The 17,580-nt window shown below is 61.0% G+C and carries 20 protein-coding genes and 1 tRNA gene; 11 read left to right on the plus strand and 10 right to left on the minus strand.

All coding sequences use genetic code 11. The features are described 5' to 3' along the window. Positions 1-120: 120 nt before the first annotated feature. The 6 genes from AC6RA8_RS02255 to AC6RA8_RS02280 form a co-directional block, all read right to left on the minus strand. Entirely contained in the window at positions 121-561 is a 441-nt protein-coding gene (locus AC6RA8_RS02255) for an SRPBCC family protein (RefSeq protein WP_500350505.1), read from the minus strand. Continuing rightward, positions 561-980, minus strand: a complete 420-nt coding sequence (locus AC6RA8_RS02260; protein WP_500350506.1) for an SRPBCC family protein — start codon at positions 978-980, stop codon at positions 561-563. The genes AC6RA8_RS02255 and AC6RA8_RS02260 overlap by 1 nt, the downstream gene beginning before the upstream one ends. Next, a complete protein-coding gene (locus AC6RA8_RS02265) occupies positions 977-1,297 on the minus strand; it encodes an ArsR/SmtB family transcription factor (RefSeq protein ID WP_500350507.1) in 321 nt (106 codons plus the stop codon). The genes AC6RA8_RS02260 and AC6RA8_RS02265 overlap by 4 nt, the downstream gene beginning before the upstream one ends. Then, positions 1,294-1,701 carry a cupin domain-containing protein gene (locus AC6RA8_RS02270; RefSeq protein WP_500350508.1) on the minus strand — a complete coding sequence of 136 codons (408 nt, stop codon included), beginning with the start codon at positions 1,699-1,701 and terminating at the stop codon, positions 1,294-1,296. Before AC6RA8_RS02270 ends, AC6RA8_RS02265 begins: the two co-directional genes overlap by 4 nt. A 101-nt stretch (positions 1,702-1,802) precedes the next feature. Then, on the minus strand, positions 1,803-2,567 hold the full coding sequence (locus tag AC6RA8_RS02275; RefSeq protein ID WP_500350509.1) for a COG3904 family protein: 765 nt from the start codon (positions 2,565-2,567) through the stop codon (positions 1,803-1,805). Then, entirely contained in the window at positions 2,564-3,838 is a 1,275-nt protein-coding gene (locus tag AC6RA8_RS02280) for a hypothetical protein (protein ID WP_500350510.1), read from the minus strand. The genes AC6RA8_RS02275 and AC6RA8_RS02280 overlap by 4 nt, the downstream gene beginning before the upstream one ends. Positions 3,839-3,945: 107 nt before the next feature. Between AC6RA8_RS02280 and AC6RA8_RS02285 the strand changes: the two genes are divergently transcribed. Together AC6RA8_RS02285 and AC6RA8_RS02290 are read left to right on the plus strand one after the other, a co-directional pair. Next, positions 3,946-4,407, plus strand: coding sequence for an MmcB family DNA repair protein (locus AC6RA8_RS02285; RefSeq protein ID WP_500350511.1), 462 nt, complete (start codon positions 3,946-3,948; stop codon positions 4,405-4,407). A gap of 219 nt (positions 4,408-4,626) precedes the next feature. Beyond that, positions 4,627-5,679, plus strand: a complete 1,053-nt coding sequence (locus tag AC6RA8_RS02290) for a hypothetical protein (RefSeq protein ID WP_500350512.1) — start codon at positions 4,627-4,629, stop codon at positions 5,677-5,679. A 164-nt stretch (positions 5,680-5,843) separates the two neighbouring features. Here the strand turns inward: AC6RA8_RS02290 and AC6RA8_RS02295 are convergent, their stop codons facing one another. Further along, entirely contained in the window at positions 5,844-6,032 is a 189-nt protein-coding gene (locus AC6RA8_RS02295) for a DUF6324 family protein (RefSeq protein WP_500350582.1), read from the minus strand. Positions 6,033-6,113: 81 nt separating this feature from the next. Between AC6RA8_RS02295 and AC6RA8_RS02300 the strand changes: the two genes are divergently transcribed. Both AC6RA8_RS02300 and AC6RA8_RS02305 read left to right on the plus strand, forming a co-directional pair. Next, a complete protein-coding gene (locus AC6RA8_RS02300; RefSeq protein WP_500350513.1) occupies positions 6,114-6,596 on the plus strand; it encodes a GNAT family N-acetyltransferase in 483 nt (160 codons plus the stop codon). Between the two features lie 43 nt (positions 6,597-6,639). After that, positions 6,640-6,716: transfer RNA gene (locus AC6RA8_RS02305), tRNA-His, on the plus strand. Between the two features lie 170 nt (positions 6,717-6,886). Here the strand turns inward: AC6RA8_RS02305 and AC6RA8_RS02310 are convergent. Continuing rightward, the gene (locus AC6RA8_RS02310; protein ID WP_500350583.1) at positions 6,887-7,177 is read right to left on the minus strand and encodes a DUF6476 family protein; all 291 of its coding nucleotides are present in this window, start codon (positions 7,175-7,177) and stop codon (positions 6,887-6,889) included. Between AC6RA8_RS02310 and AC6RA8_RS02315 the strand changes: the two genes are divergently transcribed. The 4 genes from AC6RA8_RS02315 (at position 7,176) to AC6RA8_RS02330 (ending at position 11,876) form a co-directional block, all read left to right on the plus strand. Further along, positions 7,176-8,201 (plus strand): RluA family pseudouridine synthase, encoded by a 1,026-nt coding sequence (locus tag AC6RA8_RS02315; protein ID WP_500350514.1) that lies wholly within the window; start codon positions 7,176-7,178, stop codon positions 8,199-8,201. The genes AC6RA8_RS02310 and AC6RA8_RS02315 overlap by 2 nt on opposite strands. A 211-nt stretch (positions 8,202-8,412) precedes the next feature. Further along, on the plus strand, positions 8,413-9,309 hold the full coding sequence (gene rpoH, locus AC6RA8_RS02320) for an RNA polymerase sigma factor RpoH (protein ID WP_500350515.1): 897 nt from the start codon (positions 8,413-8,415) through the stop codon (positions 9,307-9,309). A gap of 147 nt (positions 9,310-9,456) precedes the next feature. Then, the gene (locus tag AC6RA8_RS02325) at positions 9,457-9,777 is read left to right on the plus strand and encodes a hypothetical protein (protein WP_500350516.1); all 321 of its coding nucleotides are present in this window, start codon (positions 9,457-9,459) and stop codon (positions 9,775-9,777) included. Further along, positions 9,774-11,876, plus strand: a complete 2,103-nt coding sequence (locus AC6RA8_RS02330) for an SUMF1/EgtB/PvdO family nonheme iron enzyme (RefSeq protein ID WP_500350517.1) — start codon at positions 9,774-9,776, stop codon at positions 11,874-11,876. Before AC6RA8_RS02325 ends, AC6RA8_RS02330 begins: the two co-directional genes overlap by 4 nt. Here the strand turns inward: AC6RA8_RS02330 and AC6RA8_RS02335 are convergent, their stop codons facing one another. Beyond that, complete coding sequence (locus AC6RA8_RS02335; RefSeq protein WP_500350518.1) at positions 11,877-13,052, minus strand: dipeptidase; 1,176 nt, start codon at positions 13,050-13,052, stop codon at positions 11,877-11,879. Positions 13,053-13,198: 146 nt separating this feature from the next. On the opposite strand from AC6RA8_RS02335, the gene AC6RA8_RS02340 reads away from it, so the two are divergent. From AC6RA8_RS02340 to AC6RA8_RS02350, 3 genes are all read left to right on the plus strand, one after another. Next, positions 13,199-14,200, plus strand: coding sequence for a Gfo/Idh/MocA family protein (locus AC6RA8_RS02340; RefSeq protein WP_500350519.1), 1,002 nt, complete (start codon positions 13,199-13,201; stop codon positions 14,198-14,200). Between the two features lie 47 nt (positions 14,201-14,247). Continuing rightward, complete coding sequence (locus AC6RA8_RS02345) at positions 14,248-14,517, plus strand: DksA/TraR family C4-type zinc finger protein (RefSeq protein ID WP_500350520.1); 270 nt, start codon at positions 14,248-14,250, stop codon at positions 14,515-14,517. Positions 14,518-14,604: 87 nt separating this feature from the next. Further along, a complete protein-coding gene (locus AC6RA8_RS02350; RefSeq protein ID WP_500350521.1) occupies positions 14,605-15,450 on the plus strand; it encodes an alpha/beta fold hydrolase in 846 nt (281 codons plus the stop codon). Between the two features lie 164 nt (positions 15,451-15,614). On the opposite strand, the gene AC6RA8_RS02355 is transcribed toward AC6RA8_RS02350, so the two are convergent. Then, on the minus strand, positions 15,615-17,435 hold the full coding sequence (locus tag AC6RA8_RS02355; RefSeq protein ID WP_500350522.1) for a M3 family oligoendopeptidase: 1,821 nt from the start codon (positions 17,433-17,435) through the stop codon (positions 15,615-15,617). Between the last annotated feature and the right edge of the window lie 145 nt (positions 17,436-17,580).

A 17,580-nucleotide genomic window follows, 5' to 3' on the forward strand; every position in this document is an offset into this window, starting at 1 on the left:
GTCGGGGTAAAACGGGGATGCTTCGGACCGATTTCGGTGAAGTGCACAATTAGAGGCCGAAACTGCGCATTTTTCTCCGCGCGCCGGGTGTGGGGCGCGCAGATGGGTTAACGCGATACGTTATGCCGCAGGTTGGCTGGTCTCGGGCCGGGCCGTTTCGCCGTTCAGATGGTTGCGCAGGCTGGCTTCGAAAAAGTGTTGCCAGCCCCGTTGGCAGATGTCGAAACAGGCGATCTGTGGCGAGAGCCCTTCGTGGGTCAGCGTAACCGTGCTGCCGCCCGGGGCGGAGGCGATCCGCCAGACAAGGCGGGTGCCTTTCCATTCGGCCGGATCGTCCACCCCCTCCATGATCATGTGGGCGTCGGTGCAATTCCATGCGAAACTTTGGGCTGTGCTGTCGGGATCGAGGGCAAAGGTCGCGTGGCTGCGGTTGAAGCGGATGGTGAAGCCCTGTGTGGTGCGGTCCACGCGGGTGGACCACCAGAGTTCAAGATCATCCGCAATCAGACGCGCGGCCTGTTCAGGTGGCGCGCTGGTGGTGATCGTTGCGGTGTAGTCCATCAGTCCTCTCCATGAATGTCGTTGCGCATGCGCATAAGGTGTTCATCCCAGCCGTTGTCGAGCGAGAGGATGAGGCCGAAAGCGGCTTCGTCCTGTGGCAGGCCTTCGTGGGTCAGCGCCAATTGCGTACCACCCGGGACGTCCGAGAGGGTCCACTTCACAGTGCTGACCGCATCGCCCATTGGGCGGACCGTGAACGTGTATTCGAGATATGTGGGCGCGTCGGCCTTGATCACTTTGCCCCAGATCAACAAGTCGCCGCTGGTTGTGCCATACATTTCCAGCTTGGCGCCCTCGGTCAGTGGGGTTTGGGGGGCGTGGAACCATTTGGCGAGCTGTTCCGGTTGCGTGAGGTAGTCCCACACCATCTGGCGCGGTGCCTTGAGGAAGATGGTTTTCTGCAACGTCGTTTCGGTCATTGGAGGTCCTTTTCAATAGCAGTTTTGAGAGCATCGAGGCGGTCGTCCCAGAAGCGGTCGAAATATTCGAGCCAGTTGAGCACCGGTGCGAGGCCAGCAGGGTTGAGCGTGTTGATCCGTTCGCGGCCGCGCGCTTCGACCGTGATCAGGCCGCCATCGCTGAGCACCGTCAGGTGTTTTTTCACCGCCGCCCGCGTCATGTCGAAACGGTCGGACACTTGTGCGATGGTCATGTCCTGTGCCGAGAGCATGCGCAGGATGTCGCGCCGGGTCGGGTCGGCCAGCGCCCGGAATGCGTTTTGGGTCTGGTCCGTCATGGCGTCACCGGAAGGAAGTCGAACGCGCCGTCCTGATAGAGCATGGTCACGCAGGGGCTGTCAGAGACGCAGGCCGAGACATGGGCCATGTTGGCCGGGATTTCGTAGTAGCTGCCCGGGCCGATGATGGCCGGGTTCTGTGCGTCAGGTGCAGCGTGCGTCATTTGCCCTTCGAGCATGACGCCGAACATGGTGGCGGATTTGGTGTGGGGCGGGCTGACTGTGCCTGCGGGCAGGCGGACCATCGCAAAGTAGGGTTCCGCCATACGGTCGCCTGAGAGGGGGGCGAAGGCCACGCCTTCGGGTGTCGTGTCCCATTCGAGCGTGTCGGAGGGCGTGAGTATAATCGCTGGGTCAGCGAGCGCTGGTGCGGTGGCCAGCAGCAGGACGGCGAGGGGTTTCATGGTGTGTCTCACATATGATGCCATTTGGTATCATATTAATGAGATACCATTTGGTATCATGTCAAGCCTGCTGGGTGCTGTTTGATCAGAGATCGAATAAGTCATTCAGATTTTTGGATAAATCCGTATGTTTCCAGCTCTTCCGGCAGCAACACATAGATCTCGTCCGGTGGTGTGCTCAGCGCGTGTTGCATCACGAGCGGGTCGATTCCCATCTCGTCGAGATAGGTCATCACCTCGGCCTGGCCGCGCTGGATGTCTTCGACTGCAAAGGCTGCGGGGAGGAAGGTGTTTTGGCCGAAATAGTGTTGGTGGACGCCAACTGACGCGTCCGCGTCAATGTCGCGGGTGCTGCCTGCCGCCAGCAGGTAGGGGCAGGCGGAATAGCAGAACTCGCCCGCCAGCATTTGGGTGCTGATCCCCTCGCGCCGGATCACACGCCCGAGCGCCAGTGCGTCCTGAACCGAGCCGCCGGGACTTTGCAGGATCAGCGTGTCGGGGCGGGGGTCGGCTTGGGTGATGAGGCCCGCGAGCCGGTCGGCGTCGCCGGCGCTGATTTCACCTTCGAGCCGGTAGGTGGTGCCGTCGGTTTGGGTCAGGACGAGGCGGTTGGGCAACTCGCCGGGATCGCGGGCCGGTTGGGTGACGGGGCGGTCGCGGTCGGGGCGGAAGGTGCGCCGCTGGTCGCCGGGGCGCACGGGTTCGGTGAGGCGCGGGGCGTCGGGGCCGAAGGTGGGCAGGCGCAGCCCCTGCATGTCGCCAAGGATCAGGAGGCCGCCGATGCCTAGCTGGAAGATCAGGACGCCCATCAGCACGCGGGCAACGGGGTTGCGTGGTTTGCTTTCTGTGTCCGCCGTGTCGGTCATTCGGCGACCCGTTTGGGGGTGTCGGGTGGGTTGATCTGGCCGGGGGCGGTCATCGTGTCTTCGACATCGCGCAGGGCGACCATGGCGGCGCGCAATTCGGCGAGGGTCAGCGTGTCTTCGACTGCGGCCCCTTCGCGCCCGCCGCGGATGGCGGATTGGGTGATGGCGAGGATGAAGACAAGCACCGCAGGCAGCAGGTCGATGGCGATGGCCCCGGCCCACGAGGGCACGAAATTGCGGGCATAGAGGATGACCGCATCGGCGGACGAAATGGGCGTGTAGGTCACGTCCGTGGTTGGTGCCATTGCCTGTACGGCTTGAGCCGCGCGTTCAAGCGTGGTGGCGCGCTGTGCCAGTACTTCGAGCACCGAGGTGATGGTGGCCGCCTGATCGGTGCGGCCCTGTTCGGTGCTGCTGTCGAGTTCGGGCAGGACGACCGAGGCGGCAAGGTCCTGGGCTGCGCGTTCGACAAGCGGCGCGACCGAGAGTTGGCGGATTTGGGTGATCAGTCCTGCGAGCCGGACCGCTTGTTCGGAGAATTCGACGCTGCGTGCCTCAACCGGTCCGGGTTCGACAGTGAGGGCGCGCATGCGGGACAGGATCACGTTGCCCTCGGCAAAGGCGCTTTCGACAAGTGGGGTCTGGGCGCTGATTTGCCCCTCTAGCCCCGAGAGTTCCGCCGCTTTCTGGCGCAGGACACGGAAAACGGCGCCACGGCCTGCAAGGCCCGAGAGTGCGCCGGCGGCCTCCTGTTCAGAGAGGTCTTCGAAGGACTGCCGGACGCGGGCCACGTCGCGTTCGAGGGATTGGCCGGTCAGGGCCACTTCATGGGCGCGTTCGAGGCTGTTTTGGTAGTCCTGCACTGTTTTGGCGAGGTGCTGTTCGACCGCCGCTGAACCGGCGAGGGCGGCGGCATTGAGCCAGGAGGACATGGCCACGATGGCAAGCGAGCCTGCGCCCATCGCCACCATCAGCCCGATACGGGCACGGGCGGAGCGGACGGCTGGAAAGAGCCGCATCATGTAGGACCAGAAGACAAAGATGCCCACGGAGACCGCGACCGAGTAAGCGATGGCGGCAAAGACCGACATGGCCCCGTTTTCATCCAGCAGGGACGACACCCCGAGATAGGTGTATATGCCCGACGCAGTGGCGAGCACCCCGAGGGCTGTGCCGGAGAAGGTGTCGAGCCAACCGAGGTGCCCCTCAAGTTCGCGCGCATAGCGGACGCCGCGCGCCTGTGTCTGGCTCAGCCCTGTGTCATTGGTCATATGTCAGCTCCCACCGCTGTCGGCCAAAGGTAAGGGCAGAGGCGCGGAACGCCAAGGGGGCAGGCGTGGCTTGCTTTTGTTCAGGTTTTGTTCATATTCTCGACCTCATGCAAACCGCCCTTGATCCTACCACCATGATGCCCGGCCAATTGCTGGCCCGTGGCGTGTCGCGCCACCTGGCCAGTCTTGGTCTGGCTGCGGTCGAAGAATTGGTGCCCGCGCGCGGCCTGCGCGTCGACGTGATGGCGCTGGGCGCCAAGGGTGAGATCTGGGTGATCGAGTGCAAGTCCAGCCGTGCCGATTTCATGTCGGACCACAAGTGGGAAGGGTATCTGGAGTGGTGCGATCGGTTCTTTTGGGCCGTCGACGGGGATTTTCCTGTTGATCTGCTGCCCGAGGGGACGGGGTTGATCATCGCGGACGCCTATGATGCCGAGATCATCCGCATGGCCCCCGAGGATAAGCTGGCACCGGCGCGGCGCAAGGTGATGGTGCAGAAGTTTGCTACCCACGCGGCGCGGCGCTTGCAGGTGCTGCGTGACCCGGGGTCGGGGTTGGGGTGGTCCTGAACGGTGATTTTTGCTGCAGTTGCCTATCGCGTTGCCTGTTTGTGCAGCGATTTGTTTCGCATGGTGACCGCCGCTGCACGGTCTTTGTCTGGTTTTTGCGAGTTTTGGGTGGCTGATCAATCAGAGCGTGTGTAAACATGCGCAGGCCGTTCATATGCCTGAGCGGCCAAACGACTTCGCCACATCCTGTCTGACCCAGTTCTGCCAAGGGCCTATGTGATGAACGTGATCCAAATCCGCAAAGCGATGTATGGTGTGGTTTTTCCACGACTGGTCATCTCCATTGCCAAGCGCGTCTTTGCCTTTGGTTTGATGGTCCTTGTCGCAATGCTTGGGACGGGTGACATGAGCAGTCGGGCGGATACGGTCGAGACCAGCAGGCTTATGCATCAGTTCCAAAAGACACGGTTGGACAATTTGATCCGATACCAACCGGAACTTGCCGCGCTTTTGTCGGGTGTCGGATCCGGTGCCTTGAACGCGGACGTAAAAGACAATCGCGGCGTTTTGCATTTTTCCAGTGGCGTGGATTCACCGCTTTGGGCGCGCGTGAGCGGGCGGTGGAATGACACCGGTAAACGTGAGTTCAAATACGGATTCGGTGCGATGGGGCTGCACACTTACGTCACGCCGACCCTTGTGGTCGGCGGCATGATCGAGGCGGATTACCTGTCGCAAGAAGGTGCCCGGTCCGACAGGGCGGGCGGGGGTGCAATGGCCGGGTCCTATTTCCTGGCGCGCCACGCCAATCAGCCTGTGTTTGTTGAAGGGCGTCTTTTGCGGGGGAAGGCGTCTCATAGCATCCGGCGGTCCGGTGACAGCACGCTGTGGCCGGACACGCGGCGCGGTCTGGCGCAGTTGAAACTGACCGGCCAGCTTCGCTATGGCGTTACGACCCTGACCCCGAGCTTTCTGGCGTCATACGCCACTGATGATGTGTTGTCGCGTGGGAGCAACCCGCTTGCCGGACAAAGCATTCAACAGCGCCATATGCAGTTGGGGTTGGAGTTTCGTCGTACGCTGCGACAGTTGAATGGTGCTCCTGTCATCCTGACTGGGGGCGGGGCTTTCTCGCGCACCACAACTCAACGCTTCGGGCATGATGCGTTGGCGTTGCCAGGTCAGCACCATGGTAGCGGTCGCGTGAACCTGGGCATCCGGTTTTCAACCCAGGCCGGCGGCTCGATTGCGATCGACAGCTTTTGGGGAGGTTTGGGGACGTATGCGCCGGAAAACTACGGCCTGAAAGCGGGCTACGATATTCGGTTCTGACCACTCGCCAGCGGTTGTCTATGTGCCGCGATCTCTGAATGGCTTTGACCCGCTGAGCATGACCGTGGACGAACGGCTTCGCACGTTGCGCCCACATTGTGATATCAAACAAACCTGCGAAGGATCCGTTTACATCGGAGCGGGAGGGCGAAGTGGTTGCCGCGTTAGCGTTTCATCGCGCCGGCGGCCTTGGCGGCTGCCTTGATCTCGTCGGCGATTTCCTCAGCCTCTTCGGGGTCGAAATCCATTGGAATTTCAATACCTTTCGCCTCGACATAAATGCGCACCATGCCTGCGTCGGTTGGCCCGATCTGCAGGTTTGCTTCGATGTCGCTTTCTTTGTTGATGCCCATGGCCATCTCCGGCGGAAGTTGAAGCGCGGTGCTAGCCCGATCGGCATTGAAAGGCAAGCGGGCGTCGGTCATGGTCGTGGCATGACAGATGTGAGCATACGCCCGTTTCGACCCGAGGATACCGATTGGCTGGTGGACCGGCATGGGCGTCTTTATGCGCGCGAAGCAGGGTTCGATGACAGCTTTGGTCCGCTCGTCCGGTCTATCCTGGAGGCGTTCAATGCTGAGCATGACGCATCCTGTGAGCGAGGGTGGATTGCCGAGTCTGAGGGGCAGCCTTTGGGGTCGATCTTTTGCGTGCGCCATAATGCGACTACCGCAAAGCTGCGTTTATTCCTGCTGGTTCCAGAGGCGCGGGGTAAGGGTGCCGGGCGGATGTTGCTGGATCAGTGCATGTCCTTTGCGCGGGAGGTCGGGTACAGCGGCATGACCTTGTGGACTCATGAAAGTCACGAAGCAGCCTGCGCGCTTTACGCCCGCACCGGGTGGGATTTGGTGGCGTCGAAACCTGTCCACTCCTTCGGGCAGGATTTGGTGGAGCAGACGTGGGTTTATCGCTTTTGATGGTCTTGCAATCGGTCGACGGCAAAGGTATTTGACCCGCAGTGCCGCCGTAGCTCAGTTGGTTAGAGCGCCTGATTGTGGATCAGGAGGTCCCCCGTTCGAGCCGGGGCGGTGGTACCATCCGCAGCTTCGAACAAGTTGAGAAAGTGACGGCGGTGTAATGGTGTTTTGCAACTCAAAACGCGCGGCCCCATCCCCCGAACGTCTGGGCGCTACCATTTAAACTCAATTGAGCGCCTTGCGGCGCAGGCCATCATCGTTTTTCGGTTCGAACCCACCAAGTTAGAGGCTCAGTCCAGGGTAATGGTTTGCCGCAATGTGCCGGTCACCTGATCGTAGATCAGGATTTCGTCGTTTTCGGTCACGATGCCGAACCAGTCGGAGCCGATGGTGAAGGCCGTGGCCTTGGTGCCGTCGGGCAGTGTGACCTGATCGGGCAGGGGCAGGGGTGCAGGGTCGGCATTCAGCCGGATGACAAGCAGCGCGACCACCGTTACAACGCCCGCGATCATGATGATCGTCAACACCGTCACCAGCCGCCGCAAAAAGGTCAGGTTGGCCGGCATTTCTGGGGTGTCCATGTCGTCCACGTCCGTCTCCTTTGTCATTGCAGCCGATCCGCCTGCGCGTCTTGATAAGGCCATCGCCCGCGACGTGCCAGAGGGCGCGGCGCTGTCGCGCACGCGGCTGGCGCGGTTGCTGGCGGATGGGGCGGTAACCGTGGACGGGGTCGTCGCCGCCGATCCCAAGGCGCGCGTCGCCGAGGGGGCAGTGGTTGAAGTGACCGTCGAGGCCGCCGAAGAGAGCCATATCGGGGCCGAGGATATTCCGCTGGACGTGGTTTACGAGGATGCCGATCTGATCGTCGTCAACAAACCGGCGGGCATGGTGGTGCATCCGGCGCCCGGGTCGCCCTCGGGCACGTTGGTCAATGCGTTGATGCATCATTGCGGTGATGATCTGTCGGGTGTCGGGGGGATGAAGCGCCCGGGCATCGTGCACCGGATCGACAAGGATACGAGCGGGCTGCTTGTTGTAGCCAAATCCGATGCGGCGCATCACGGGCTGGCTGCGCAATTCGCCAAGCATATGGCGGAGCGCTACTACCGTGCGCTTGTTTACGGTGTCCCCGATGGCAACGATCCACGTTTGCGTGGGGTGAAGGGGGCGTCCTTTGAACCCGGCAACGTGTTGAAGCTGACCACGCAACTGGCCCGTCACAAGACTGATCGCCAGCGGCAGGCCGTTTTGTTTCAGGGCGGGCGGCACGCCGTTACGCGGGCGCGGTTGGTGGAGCGTTATGGGACGCCACCGGTTTTGAGCCAGGTGGAATGCTGGCTTGAGACGGGGCGCACACATCAGATTCGTGTGCATATGGCCCATGCCGGACACGGGTTGGTGGGCGATCCAACCTATGGTGGGCGGCGGAAACTGGCCCGCGGGGCGCTGTCAGAGGCGGCTGCGGCTGCTGTTTCCGGGTTTGAACGGCAGGCGCTGCATGCTGCTGTATTGGGATTTGAGCATCCGGTGTCTGGTCAGATGTTACGGTTCGAGGCTCCTTTGCCGCGGGATTTTGCCGATTTACTGGCTGTTTTGGAGGCTTGAGCGCTCGAAAAGGCGCTTGGTCAAATAGTCTTTACATAAGCCTGTAATGAACAGCACATGCGCGTGAACGCACGGATCAGGCCCTGCCGAAGAGCGGTTGTGCATGCCATATTGAGGGTGCGACGACCCCCGCCTCTTGAACGCGGGCGATCGCCGTCCCATATGGAATGTTAAGCCCCTAAACATGAAACGGGGAGACTGGAGGGACATTATGGCTAATTACGCAAATCTTCCCGCACCGACGCCGGAAGGCGGCCTGAACCGCTACATGCAGGAAATCCGCAAATTTCCCCTGCTGGAGCCGGAAGAGGAATACATGCTGGCCAAGGCCTGGGTCGAGAAAGAAGACACAGGTGCGGCCCACAAGATGGTCACAAGCCACCTGCGGCTCGCGGCGAAGATCGCCATGGGCTATCGCGGCTATGGCTTGCCACAGGCCGAGGTGATCTCGGAAGCGAATGTGGGCCTGATGCAGGCCGTCAAACGCTTTGACCCGGAGAAAGGGTTCCGCCTCGCGACTTATGCGATGTGGTGGATCCGCGCGTCGATACAGGAATATATTCTGCGGTCGTGGTCGCTGGTGAAGCTGGGCACAACATCGGCCCAAAAGAAACTGTTCTTCAATCTGCGCAAGGCGAAGGCCAAGATTGGTGCATTGGAAGAGGGCGATCTACGCCCTGAGAACGTCAAGCGGATCGCGACGGATCTCGGCGTAACCGAGGCCGAGGTTGTCTCCATGAACCGGCGCTTGTCGGGTGGTGATGCGTCGCTGAACGCGACCGTTGGGTCCGAAGGCGAAGGGTCCATGCAGTGGCAGGACTGGCTGGAGGACGAAGACGCCGACCAGGCCGCCGACTATGAAGCCCGTGATGAGCTGGAAGTGCGCCGCGAGATGCTGGCCGAGGCGCTGGACGTGTTGAACGAGCGCGAGAAGGACATCCTGACTCAGCGCCGCCTGGCAGATGCGCCAGTGACGTTGGAGGACCTGTCGGGTGAGTACGGCGTGAGCCGTGAGCGCATCCGTCAGATCGAAGTGCGCGCCTTCGAGAAGCTGCAAAAGAAAATGCGCGAGATCGCCAAGGCCAAGGGGCTTATGACCCCGGCGTAGTGGTCGAAATGTGCAAGCATGATACACCCCGTCGGGTTCGGCGGGGTGTTTCCGTTTTACCTCCCAATTGCCGCGCTTTGAGATTGGCTCAACTTGCAGTAGGCTTTGCCCATTGTTTGATTTCATTCATCGAAGGGCGAGATCGCCATGACATTTTTCAAACGGTGGAGCGTCATTGTAATTCTGGGCGCGATTGGGTTGGCCCTGATTGCTTATCTGATTGGCTCGGATTCCGGAGACGTCATTTTGATGTCCGAGGCGCCGGACGGTGTTGTCCCACAAGGTTCTGATGGGGGCGGAGACATTGCCGGTGCCATAACGGCCGTTGCTGGCGCGGTCACCACGCTGGGTGCAGCCGTCTTTGGTCTGTTGGGCAAGTGGACCGACTATCGCAAGGCGCAGCTTGAAGTGGCGGCCAAGGAGCTGGAGCTTGAGCAGAAGCGCCAGCAGGCCGCGCAATCGGAATGATGTGGCGGCTGGCGCTGTGTGTGGCGCTGCTGGCGGCACATGCCCGGGCCGATGGTGGTCTGGACGAGGCCGTCATACGGCCCGACGACCGGTCCGTGACCGAACGTTTGCTGGTGCGTGCGGGATTTCGCGATCTGCAGAAAAGCTATGCCCTAATCGTTGGTGTCAGTGATTTTGACGAGTTCACAGACCTGCCGACCGCTAAGGACCCGGAGCGTATGCGGGACTATCTGGTGGACGAAGCGGGCTTTGACCATGTGCACATCCTGACCGGTGACAAGGTGACCAAGGATCGGCTGGAAGAACTGATGTTGGACGACTTCCGCCAGTTAGTCGGCCCGAATGACCGGTTTCTGTTTTATTGGTCCGGGCATGGAGAGACCTTGGGGCAGGGGCCGGGTGCCCGTGGCTTTCTGCCTTTGAAGACCAGCCGCAAGGGCCGGTTTTCGACCATGGTGTCGATGGACGATATCGCCGATTGGGACAGCTACATCACCGCGCATCAGGTGCTGTACCTTATGGACAGTTGTTTTTCCGGGTTGGTGGGGTCGGCACCGCAATCGGATCTGGCTGACATCACGCGTGCGCAGTTGAGCGGACCGGCGCGCCATGTCATCACCGCCGGCCGCGGGGATGAGCAGACCATTGCAGTCGATCAATTGGGAGGGTCGGTATTTACCCACGCCCTGCTCAAAGGTTTGCGCGGGGCTGCAGATGCCACCAATGCGCTGGGCAAGGATGACATCGTATCCGTCGGTGAATTGAAGTCTTATGTTGGGCAAGAAGTGACCCGCCTGCGCACCCGCTTTGGCTGGCAACGTTCGATCACGCCGCAAATCCGGGATCTGACCGGATCGGACGGGGCGTTTTTCTTTCCGATCCCGGCGGCCTTTGCCCCGGAGGAAGATGACCCCGAGCCTGATCCGCCCGGGTCCGACGACGTTGCTGAGTTGCAGCAGGCGCTGATTGATCTTGGCTATGACACTGGCGGTGTCACCGGCGTTTTGACCTTGCGGACGCAGGTGGCTCTGGTTCTGTTTCAGCGGGATCAGGGGTTAGAAGAGACCGGACAGGTCGATGATTTGACGCAACGCGCGATCATCCGTGCGCTTGCAGGGCTGGCACAGCCACAGGGCGGGGACGATACCCCCGTGTCTTCTCAGGACGACACGCTGCCGGACACGGTTTTGGCCAACGAGCAGCTTGAACTGTATCGCAACCTTGTACAGCAGGCCACACCTGTGGCCCCACCGCCGCCAGGCAACCAGCAGGTAGTGCGCGTCAAACCCTGTCCGGACTGTCCGACGCTGATCCGCGTGCCGGGCGGAACGATGGCCTATGGTCCGCGCCCCGTGGACGATCCGATCCCGTCGATCACTGCGGAGGTTGCGCCCTTCTTTATTTCGACCACCGAAGTGACCATCGGCCAGTTCCGTGCCTACGCGGAGGATACCGGGGTCGCGTTTGTGGATGGCAAGACGTCTGAGGGGCCAAGTTGCTTTGACTGGCAAGAGGGTGACAAGTTGCGCAAGACGGCGCAGGCCTTCAACCAAGAGAGTGATCTGAGCAGTGATCATCCGGTGTCTTGTGTCAGTCGCATGGACGCGATGGGCTATATTGACTGGCTGAATGAGCAAACCGATGGTCCGCTCTATCGCCTGCCGACCGAGGCCGAGTTCGAGTTGTTGCTGGAGCGGCAGTTGAAGCATCGAATTCAGGCGGAGGGCTTTAGCCGCGATCTGAACAACGACGCTGATGTCGTCTGTGCGCTGGGCAATTTCGGCGATGCGGCATCGCAATTCAGTTGGCGCAACACGTCCTGCAATGATGGCAATCCGGGTGTCGCGCTGGTAGCGTCCTACCCGGCCGATGCCAATGGTGTGCACGATCTGGCCGGCAACCTGTGGGAATGGGTGGCCGATTGCTGGCGGGCCAACCTGTCTTTGCCGCGCAAACTGGACGGGTGCGAGAGCGGAATGCTCAAAGGCGGTTCGTTTGACGATCCGATCAAGAATGCCGCGCCCGAGACTCGGCAGTCTGTGCCCGTGAACCGTCGTCAGACCAATATCGGTTTCCGCGTGGCGCGCGACCTCGACTGATCAGTTCAGCCGTGCGCGCAGCACCCGCACCATGTTGCCGCCCATGACCTTGCCGATGGTTTCGGTGCTCAGCCCTGCTTCAAGCAGTGCGTGGGTAAGGCTGGACAGTTTGGACGTGTCGAAGGCGGTCTTGACCGACCCGTCGAAGTCCGAGCCAAGCGAGACGTGATCAGAACCCACGGTGTCCACCGCCTTGACGATCATGGCGGCGATGGCCTCGGGCGTGGCGTCGCGGCACAGAATATCTCCCCAATAACCCAAGCCGATCACACCACCCGTTGCGGCGACAGCCTTCATGATCTCATCCTCGAAATTGCGGGTGACGGGGCAGAAGCCGTGCAGTCCTGTGTGGCTGACAATCACCGGCATGTCGGTGAGTGTTAGCACGTCCTGCGCCACTGCCGGGCTGGCATGGGCTAGGTCCAGAACCATGCCGCGCGCCTCGATTTCGGCCACAACGGCGCGTCCGAAGTCTGTTAGGCCCATGCTGCGCGTGCCATGCAGGGAGCCGCCCAGTTCATTGTCGAAGAAATGTTGCAGGCCGATGATGCGGTGCCCTGCTGCTTCCAGTCGGTCGAGATTGGCCATGTCCCCTTCGAGCGCGTGCGCCCCTTCGATGCCCAGTAGGCCTCCCACGGCGCGGCTGCCTGCGGCGCGGGCTGCGAGATGTGCGTCCAGCTCGTCTCGTGTGGTGATAACGGTCAGCCGGTTGGGCATCTTGGCGGCGACTTTGTGCAGGCGTTCGGCTTGATACAGCGCGCGTTCGGCCAGCGACCCCCACGTGCGGGGCGGCCAAAGCTGGCCGATTGCAAGGGGCGTGATGTTGTCGAAGGCTTCGGCGGAATTGGCTTCGTAATTCTGGCCCGCGGGGGATTTGGTGACGGCGGCAAAGACCTGCAGCGCCACACCGCCTTCGATCAGGCGCGGCACGTCGACATGGCCGCGATCAGCCCGCTTTTCGATGCTGCGTTTCCACAGCAGGCTGTCGGCATGCCAGTCGCCCACGATCAGGCTGTCATGCAGGGACTGTGCCGCATCCGAGACGGGGTAGGGATCGTGGTCGACAACGGCGTTGCGGCCGCGTTCGACATGGCCCGGAGCGATGGCGAGAAAGGCCGCGACCCCTGCAACCACCAGCATCAGAAGCCCAACCAGACCTCGTTTGATCCACCGCATGACATATCCTCCCTGTGCTGGGTGCATCATAGGAGTTGGTGCGCGGCGCAGGCCAGACTGACTGTGCGGAAGGCATCGCCTTGTGCCGTGGCCTTTGGGCGATATGGTAGCGCAAACGGTGTTGGATGCAGAGAAGGGGCATGGCCATGAAAGATCCGATCAGGTGGGGTATTCTGGGGGCCAGCAACTTTGCCCGCAACGACATGGCCCCGGCCATTCATGCGGCTCAAGGGGCTGCGTTTGCAGCCCTTGCCACCTCGTCCCCCGAGAAGGCAGAGGCGTTTTCCGCCTTTGCCCCGGGGCTGCGGGTTCACGACAGCTATGAGGCATTGCTAGCGGACCCTGAAATTGACGCCGTCTACATCCCGTTGCCCAACCATCTGCACGTGGAATGGTCGCTGAAGGCGCTGGAGGCCGGCAAACATGTGCTGTGCGAAAAGCCAATGGCCATGGCGGCGTCCGAGTATGACGCGTTGATTGCGGCGCGTGACGCATCGGGTTGTTTTGCAACCGAGGCCTATATGATCGTGCATCACCCGCAATGGCAACGTGCCCGCACCCTGTACGAAGAAGGGGCCATCGGGCGCTTGATCCATGTTGAGGGCCTGTTCGGCTACGACAACTCCAGCGAGCCCGGCAATGTCCGCAACCGCCCGGAGACGGGTGGCGGCGGCATTCCGGATATCGGCGTTTACACCTATGGCTGCACACGCTGGCTGACGGGGCAGGAGCCGGACGAGATCACCCATGCAGATGTGGATTTCGAAAACGGTGTCGACGTACTGGCCCGTGTGTCTGCCCGGTTCCCCGGCTTTTCAGCCCATTGGGTCAATTCGATGCGGATGCACCCCATACAGGAGATGACCTTTGTGGGATCGGAGGGGATCATCAAGCTGACCGCGCCCTTCAACCCAGCGCGATTTGCAACCGCACGGCTGGAGTTGCAACGAAACGTGCATGGCGGAGCGAGCGGGGCAACTGTGACCGAAGAACGGTTTCCTGGAGTGGACCACTATGTCCTGCAGGTCGAGGCGTTTTCGGCCCATATTCGGGACGGTGCAGCCTACCCCTGCTACCTTGAAGATGCGCGGGGAACGCAAACGGTTATTGACGCGGTGTTTTCCAAAGCCAAAACTACCGGTGGTTGATCGACCTTTTTTGGGGATTCTTTCGGATCGGTTAAGGGAACGGGATCATGGCAGGGGGATGGGCCAAGGATGGCGCTGTGTCTGAACAGATCGAGGCATCGATCTCGGACGAACTTGCGCGCATGCAGGCTCGGAAAACGCCTGTCGGGGAAAGCCTGACCCATTGTGCCGAATGCGATGAACCAATCCCGGAAGCACGACGTATTGCGGTGCCCGGGGTTAAGCTGTGTGTGGATTGTGTTGCAGAGCGAGATGCCGTGCGGGTTCAGCGTGGCGGCATAAACCGACGCGGTTCGAAGGATAGTCAACTGAAGTAACTTGGTCAGATGCCATTGAGAAAAGGGGGGAGCGCTGCGCGGCAGGCAGCAACTTATGATTTCAAACGATTAGAGAGTATGGTTCGCGTGTATATTCAACTCGATACTGCCCGACTTTTTTTTGACACCGTGGGGGCTCAGCTGGAGCCTGGTCCCGACATCATGCAAGAGCGGCCGACGCTGCTGGTGCTACATGGGGGGCCTGGGTTTGACCACTCAACCTTGCGCCCCTATTTCGACCGATTTGCCGATGATTTTCAGGTGATCTATCTGGATCATCGCGGCAGCGGACGGTCGACCGGAGACCCCGACACATGGACGCTTGACCAATGGGCCGATGACATTGCCGCCTTTTGCGACGTTTTGAACATTTCGCACCCAGTGGTTTTTGGGCAATCCTTCGGTGGTATGGTTGCGATGCACTATGCCGCGCGGCATCCGCAGGGACCTTCCAAGTTGATATTGTCGTCGACCTGCGCACAATTCCGACTGGACGAAACCAAGAAGATGATGCGCAGGCTGGGTGGGGATGCCGCGGCTAAGATGGCGGATGATTTCTTTTCCGACCCGTCGCGAGAGCGTTTTGACCAATATGCGAAAGTGTGTCTGCCGCTCTACAGCCAAACGGAAAACCCGGATGCAGCCGGATTTCGCAACCGTGCCATCCAGCGACCCGAGGTGGCGGTGCATTTCTTTGGCCAGGAAATGAAGGAGATGGACATGCGGGGCGAGGTGGCGGGGATCACGTGCCCGACCCTTGTTCTGGGGGGCGCGCTTGATCCGGTCACGCCGCCGGTCTGTTCAGAAGAGATCGCGCGGGCGGTCGGGGACAATGCCAAGCTCGAGATGTTCGATGGGTGCGGACATGGTGTGCACCGCGATGATCCCGACGGGGCTGAGCGTGTGATTCGGGCGTTTTTGCTGGCAGCGTGATCTGACGCGTTCCGGCGCGTTCAGTGTCGGGCTTTGGAAATATGCCGCCTGCTTTCACAACGGGAGCAGGCGGCTTTCTTTTTTCAATCCATGCGCCAACAAGGGAAAATGTCCATGCCTGTGGAGAAGCGCGGTCATCAACCCGGCAAGCGCCAGGAGGTGTGTTACCCCTCCATCGCCTCCAGTTCGTCGATGAAGCCCGAGATCATGCTGAGACCCTTGTCCCAGAACTTGGGGTCCGATGCATCGAGGCCGAACGGGGCCAGCAGTTCCTTGTGGTGTTTGGAGCCGCCCGCCTTGAGCATGTCGAAATACTTGTCCTCGAAGCCTTCCGATCCTTCGGTATAGACCGAGTACAGGGCGTTCACGAGGCCGTCGCCGAAGGCATAGGCATAGACGTAGAAGGGTGAATGGACGAAGTGGGGGATGTACGCCCAGAAGGTCTCGTACCCGTCCATGAATTCGAAGGCGGGCCCGAGGCTTTCGCCCTGCACGCTCATCCAGATGGCGTTGATGTCTTCGGGGGTCAACTCGCCCCCGCGCCGCGCTTCGTGCAGTTTGCATTCGAAGTCGTAGAAGGCGATCTGGCGCACGACGGTGTTGATCATGTCCTCGACCTTGCCCGCCAGCATGACCTTGCGTTGGGCGTCGTCCTTGGCGCCGTCGAGCATTTTGCGGAAGGTGAGCATTTCGCCGAAGACGGAGGCGGTTTCGGCCAGTGTCAGTGGCGTCGAGGACAGCATTTCCCCTTGGCCTGCCGCAAGCACCTGGTGGACGCCGTGGCCCAGCTCGTGTGCCAGCGTCATCACGTCGCGCGGTTTGCCAAGGTAATTCAGCATCACGTAGGGGTGCACGTCCGTCACCGTGGGGTGGGCGAAGGCGCCCGGGGCCTTGCCGGGTTTGACGCCCGCGTCAATCCAGCCCTTTTTGAAGAAGGGCTGTGCCAGCTCACCCATGCGCGGATCGAAGGCGTTGTAGGCGTCCATCACTGTCTGTTCTGCTTCGTCCCAATTGACGATGCGGGGGTCTTCCATGGGCAGGGGGGCGTTGCGGTCCCAGACCTGCATTTTCTCAAGCCCCAGCCATTTGCGTTTCAGTTCGTAGTAGCGGTGGCTGAGTTTGGGATAAGCGGCAACGACAGCGTTGCGCAGCGCTTCGACCACTTCAGGTTCGACCTGGTTCGACAGGTGCCGCCCTGTCTGGGCCGTGGGCATCCCACGCCAGCGGTCGAGGATTTCCTTTTCCTTGGTTTGTGTGTTGTGGACGCGGGCGAAGGTTTTGATGTTGCCTGAGAACACTTCCGCCAACTCGCGCGCGGCGGTTTCGCGTTTCTTGCGGTCGGGATCGGTGAGGAAGTTTAGTGTGCCTTCAATATTTAGCGCTTCGCCGTCGATGTCGAAGGTGAGACCCGCGATGGTTTCGTCAAAGAGCCGTTCCCATGCGTCGCCCACGACCCCTATGTCGTGGAGGAATTTTTCCAACTCGTCGGAGAGTTGGTAGGGCTTCATCGCCCGGATTTTGTCGAACACCGGTTTGTAGCGGGCAAGGTCGGTGTTCTGGTCTAGGAGGCCGCTCAGGTGATCGTCTTCCAACCGGTTGAGTTCGAGGGTGAAGAACACCAGCGGCGTGGTGAAATTGGTAATCTTCTCCTGCATGTCCGACATGAACTTGGCCCGGTCCGCATCGGTGGTCAGCTGGTAGTAGCGCAGGCCGGCAAAGGACATGACGCGACCGGCTACCTGGTTGATCCGTTCCTGGCGCTGGATGCAGTCGAGCAGGCCTTTGGCGTCGAGATCAGCCAGCTTGCCTTCGTAATCGGTGGCGAAGCTTTTGCAGGCTTCTTCCAGCCAATCGAGGTCACGTTTCAGTTCGGGCGCGTCTTCGCCGGTGTAGAGGTCATCAAGGTTCCATTCGGGCAGGTCACCCAAGGGCTGATCCCCCGTGCTTGCATTTGCATCGCGGACGGGGAAAGGGAGTTGGAACATGTGTCAGTACCTTTGATTGCGTGTTGCGCCCATAGGTATGAGGGGCGGGCGGCGGGGGCAAGGGGCTCGCCGCAGTGTACTGCGGCGACCGGGGGGGGGGGGGGGGGGGGGGGGCCCCCGGGGGGGGGGGGGGGAACAAGAAAAG

The organism is Tateyamaria sp. (assembly GCF_059783535.1).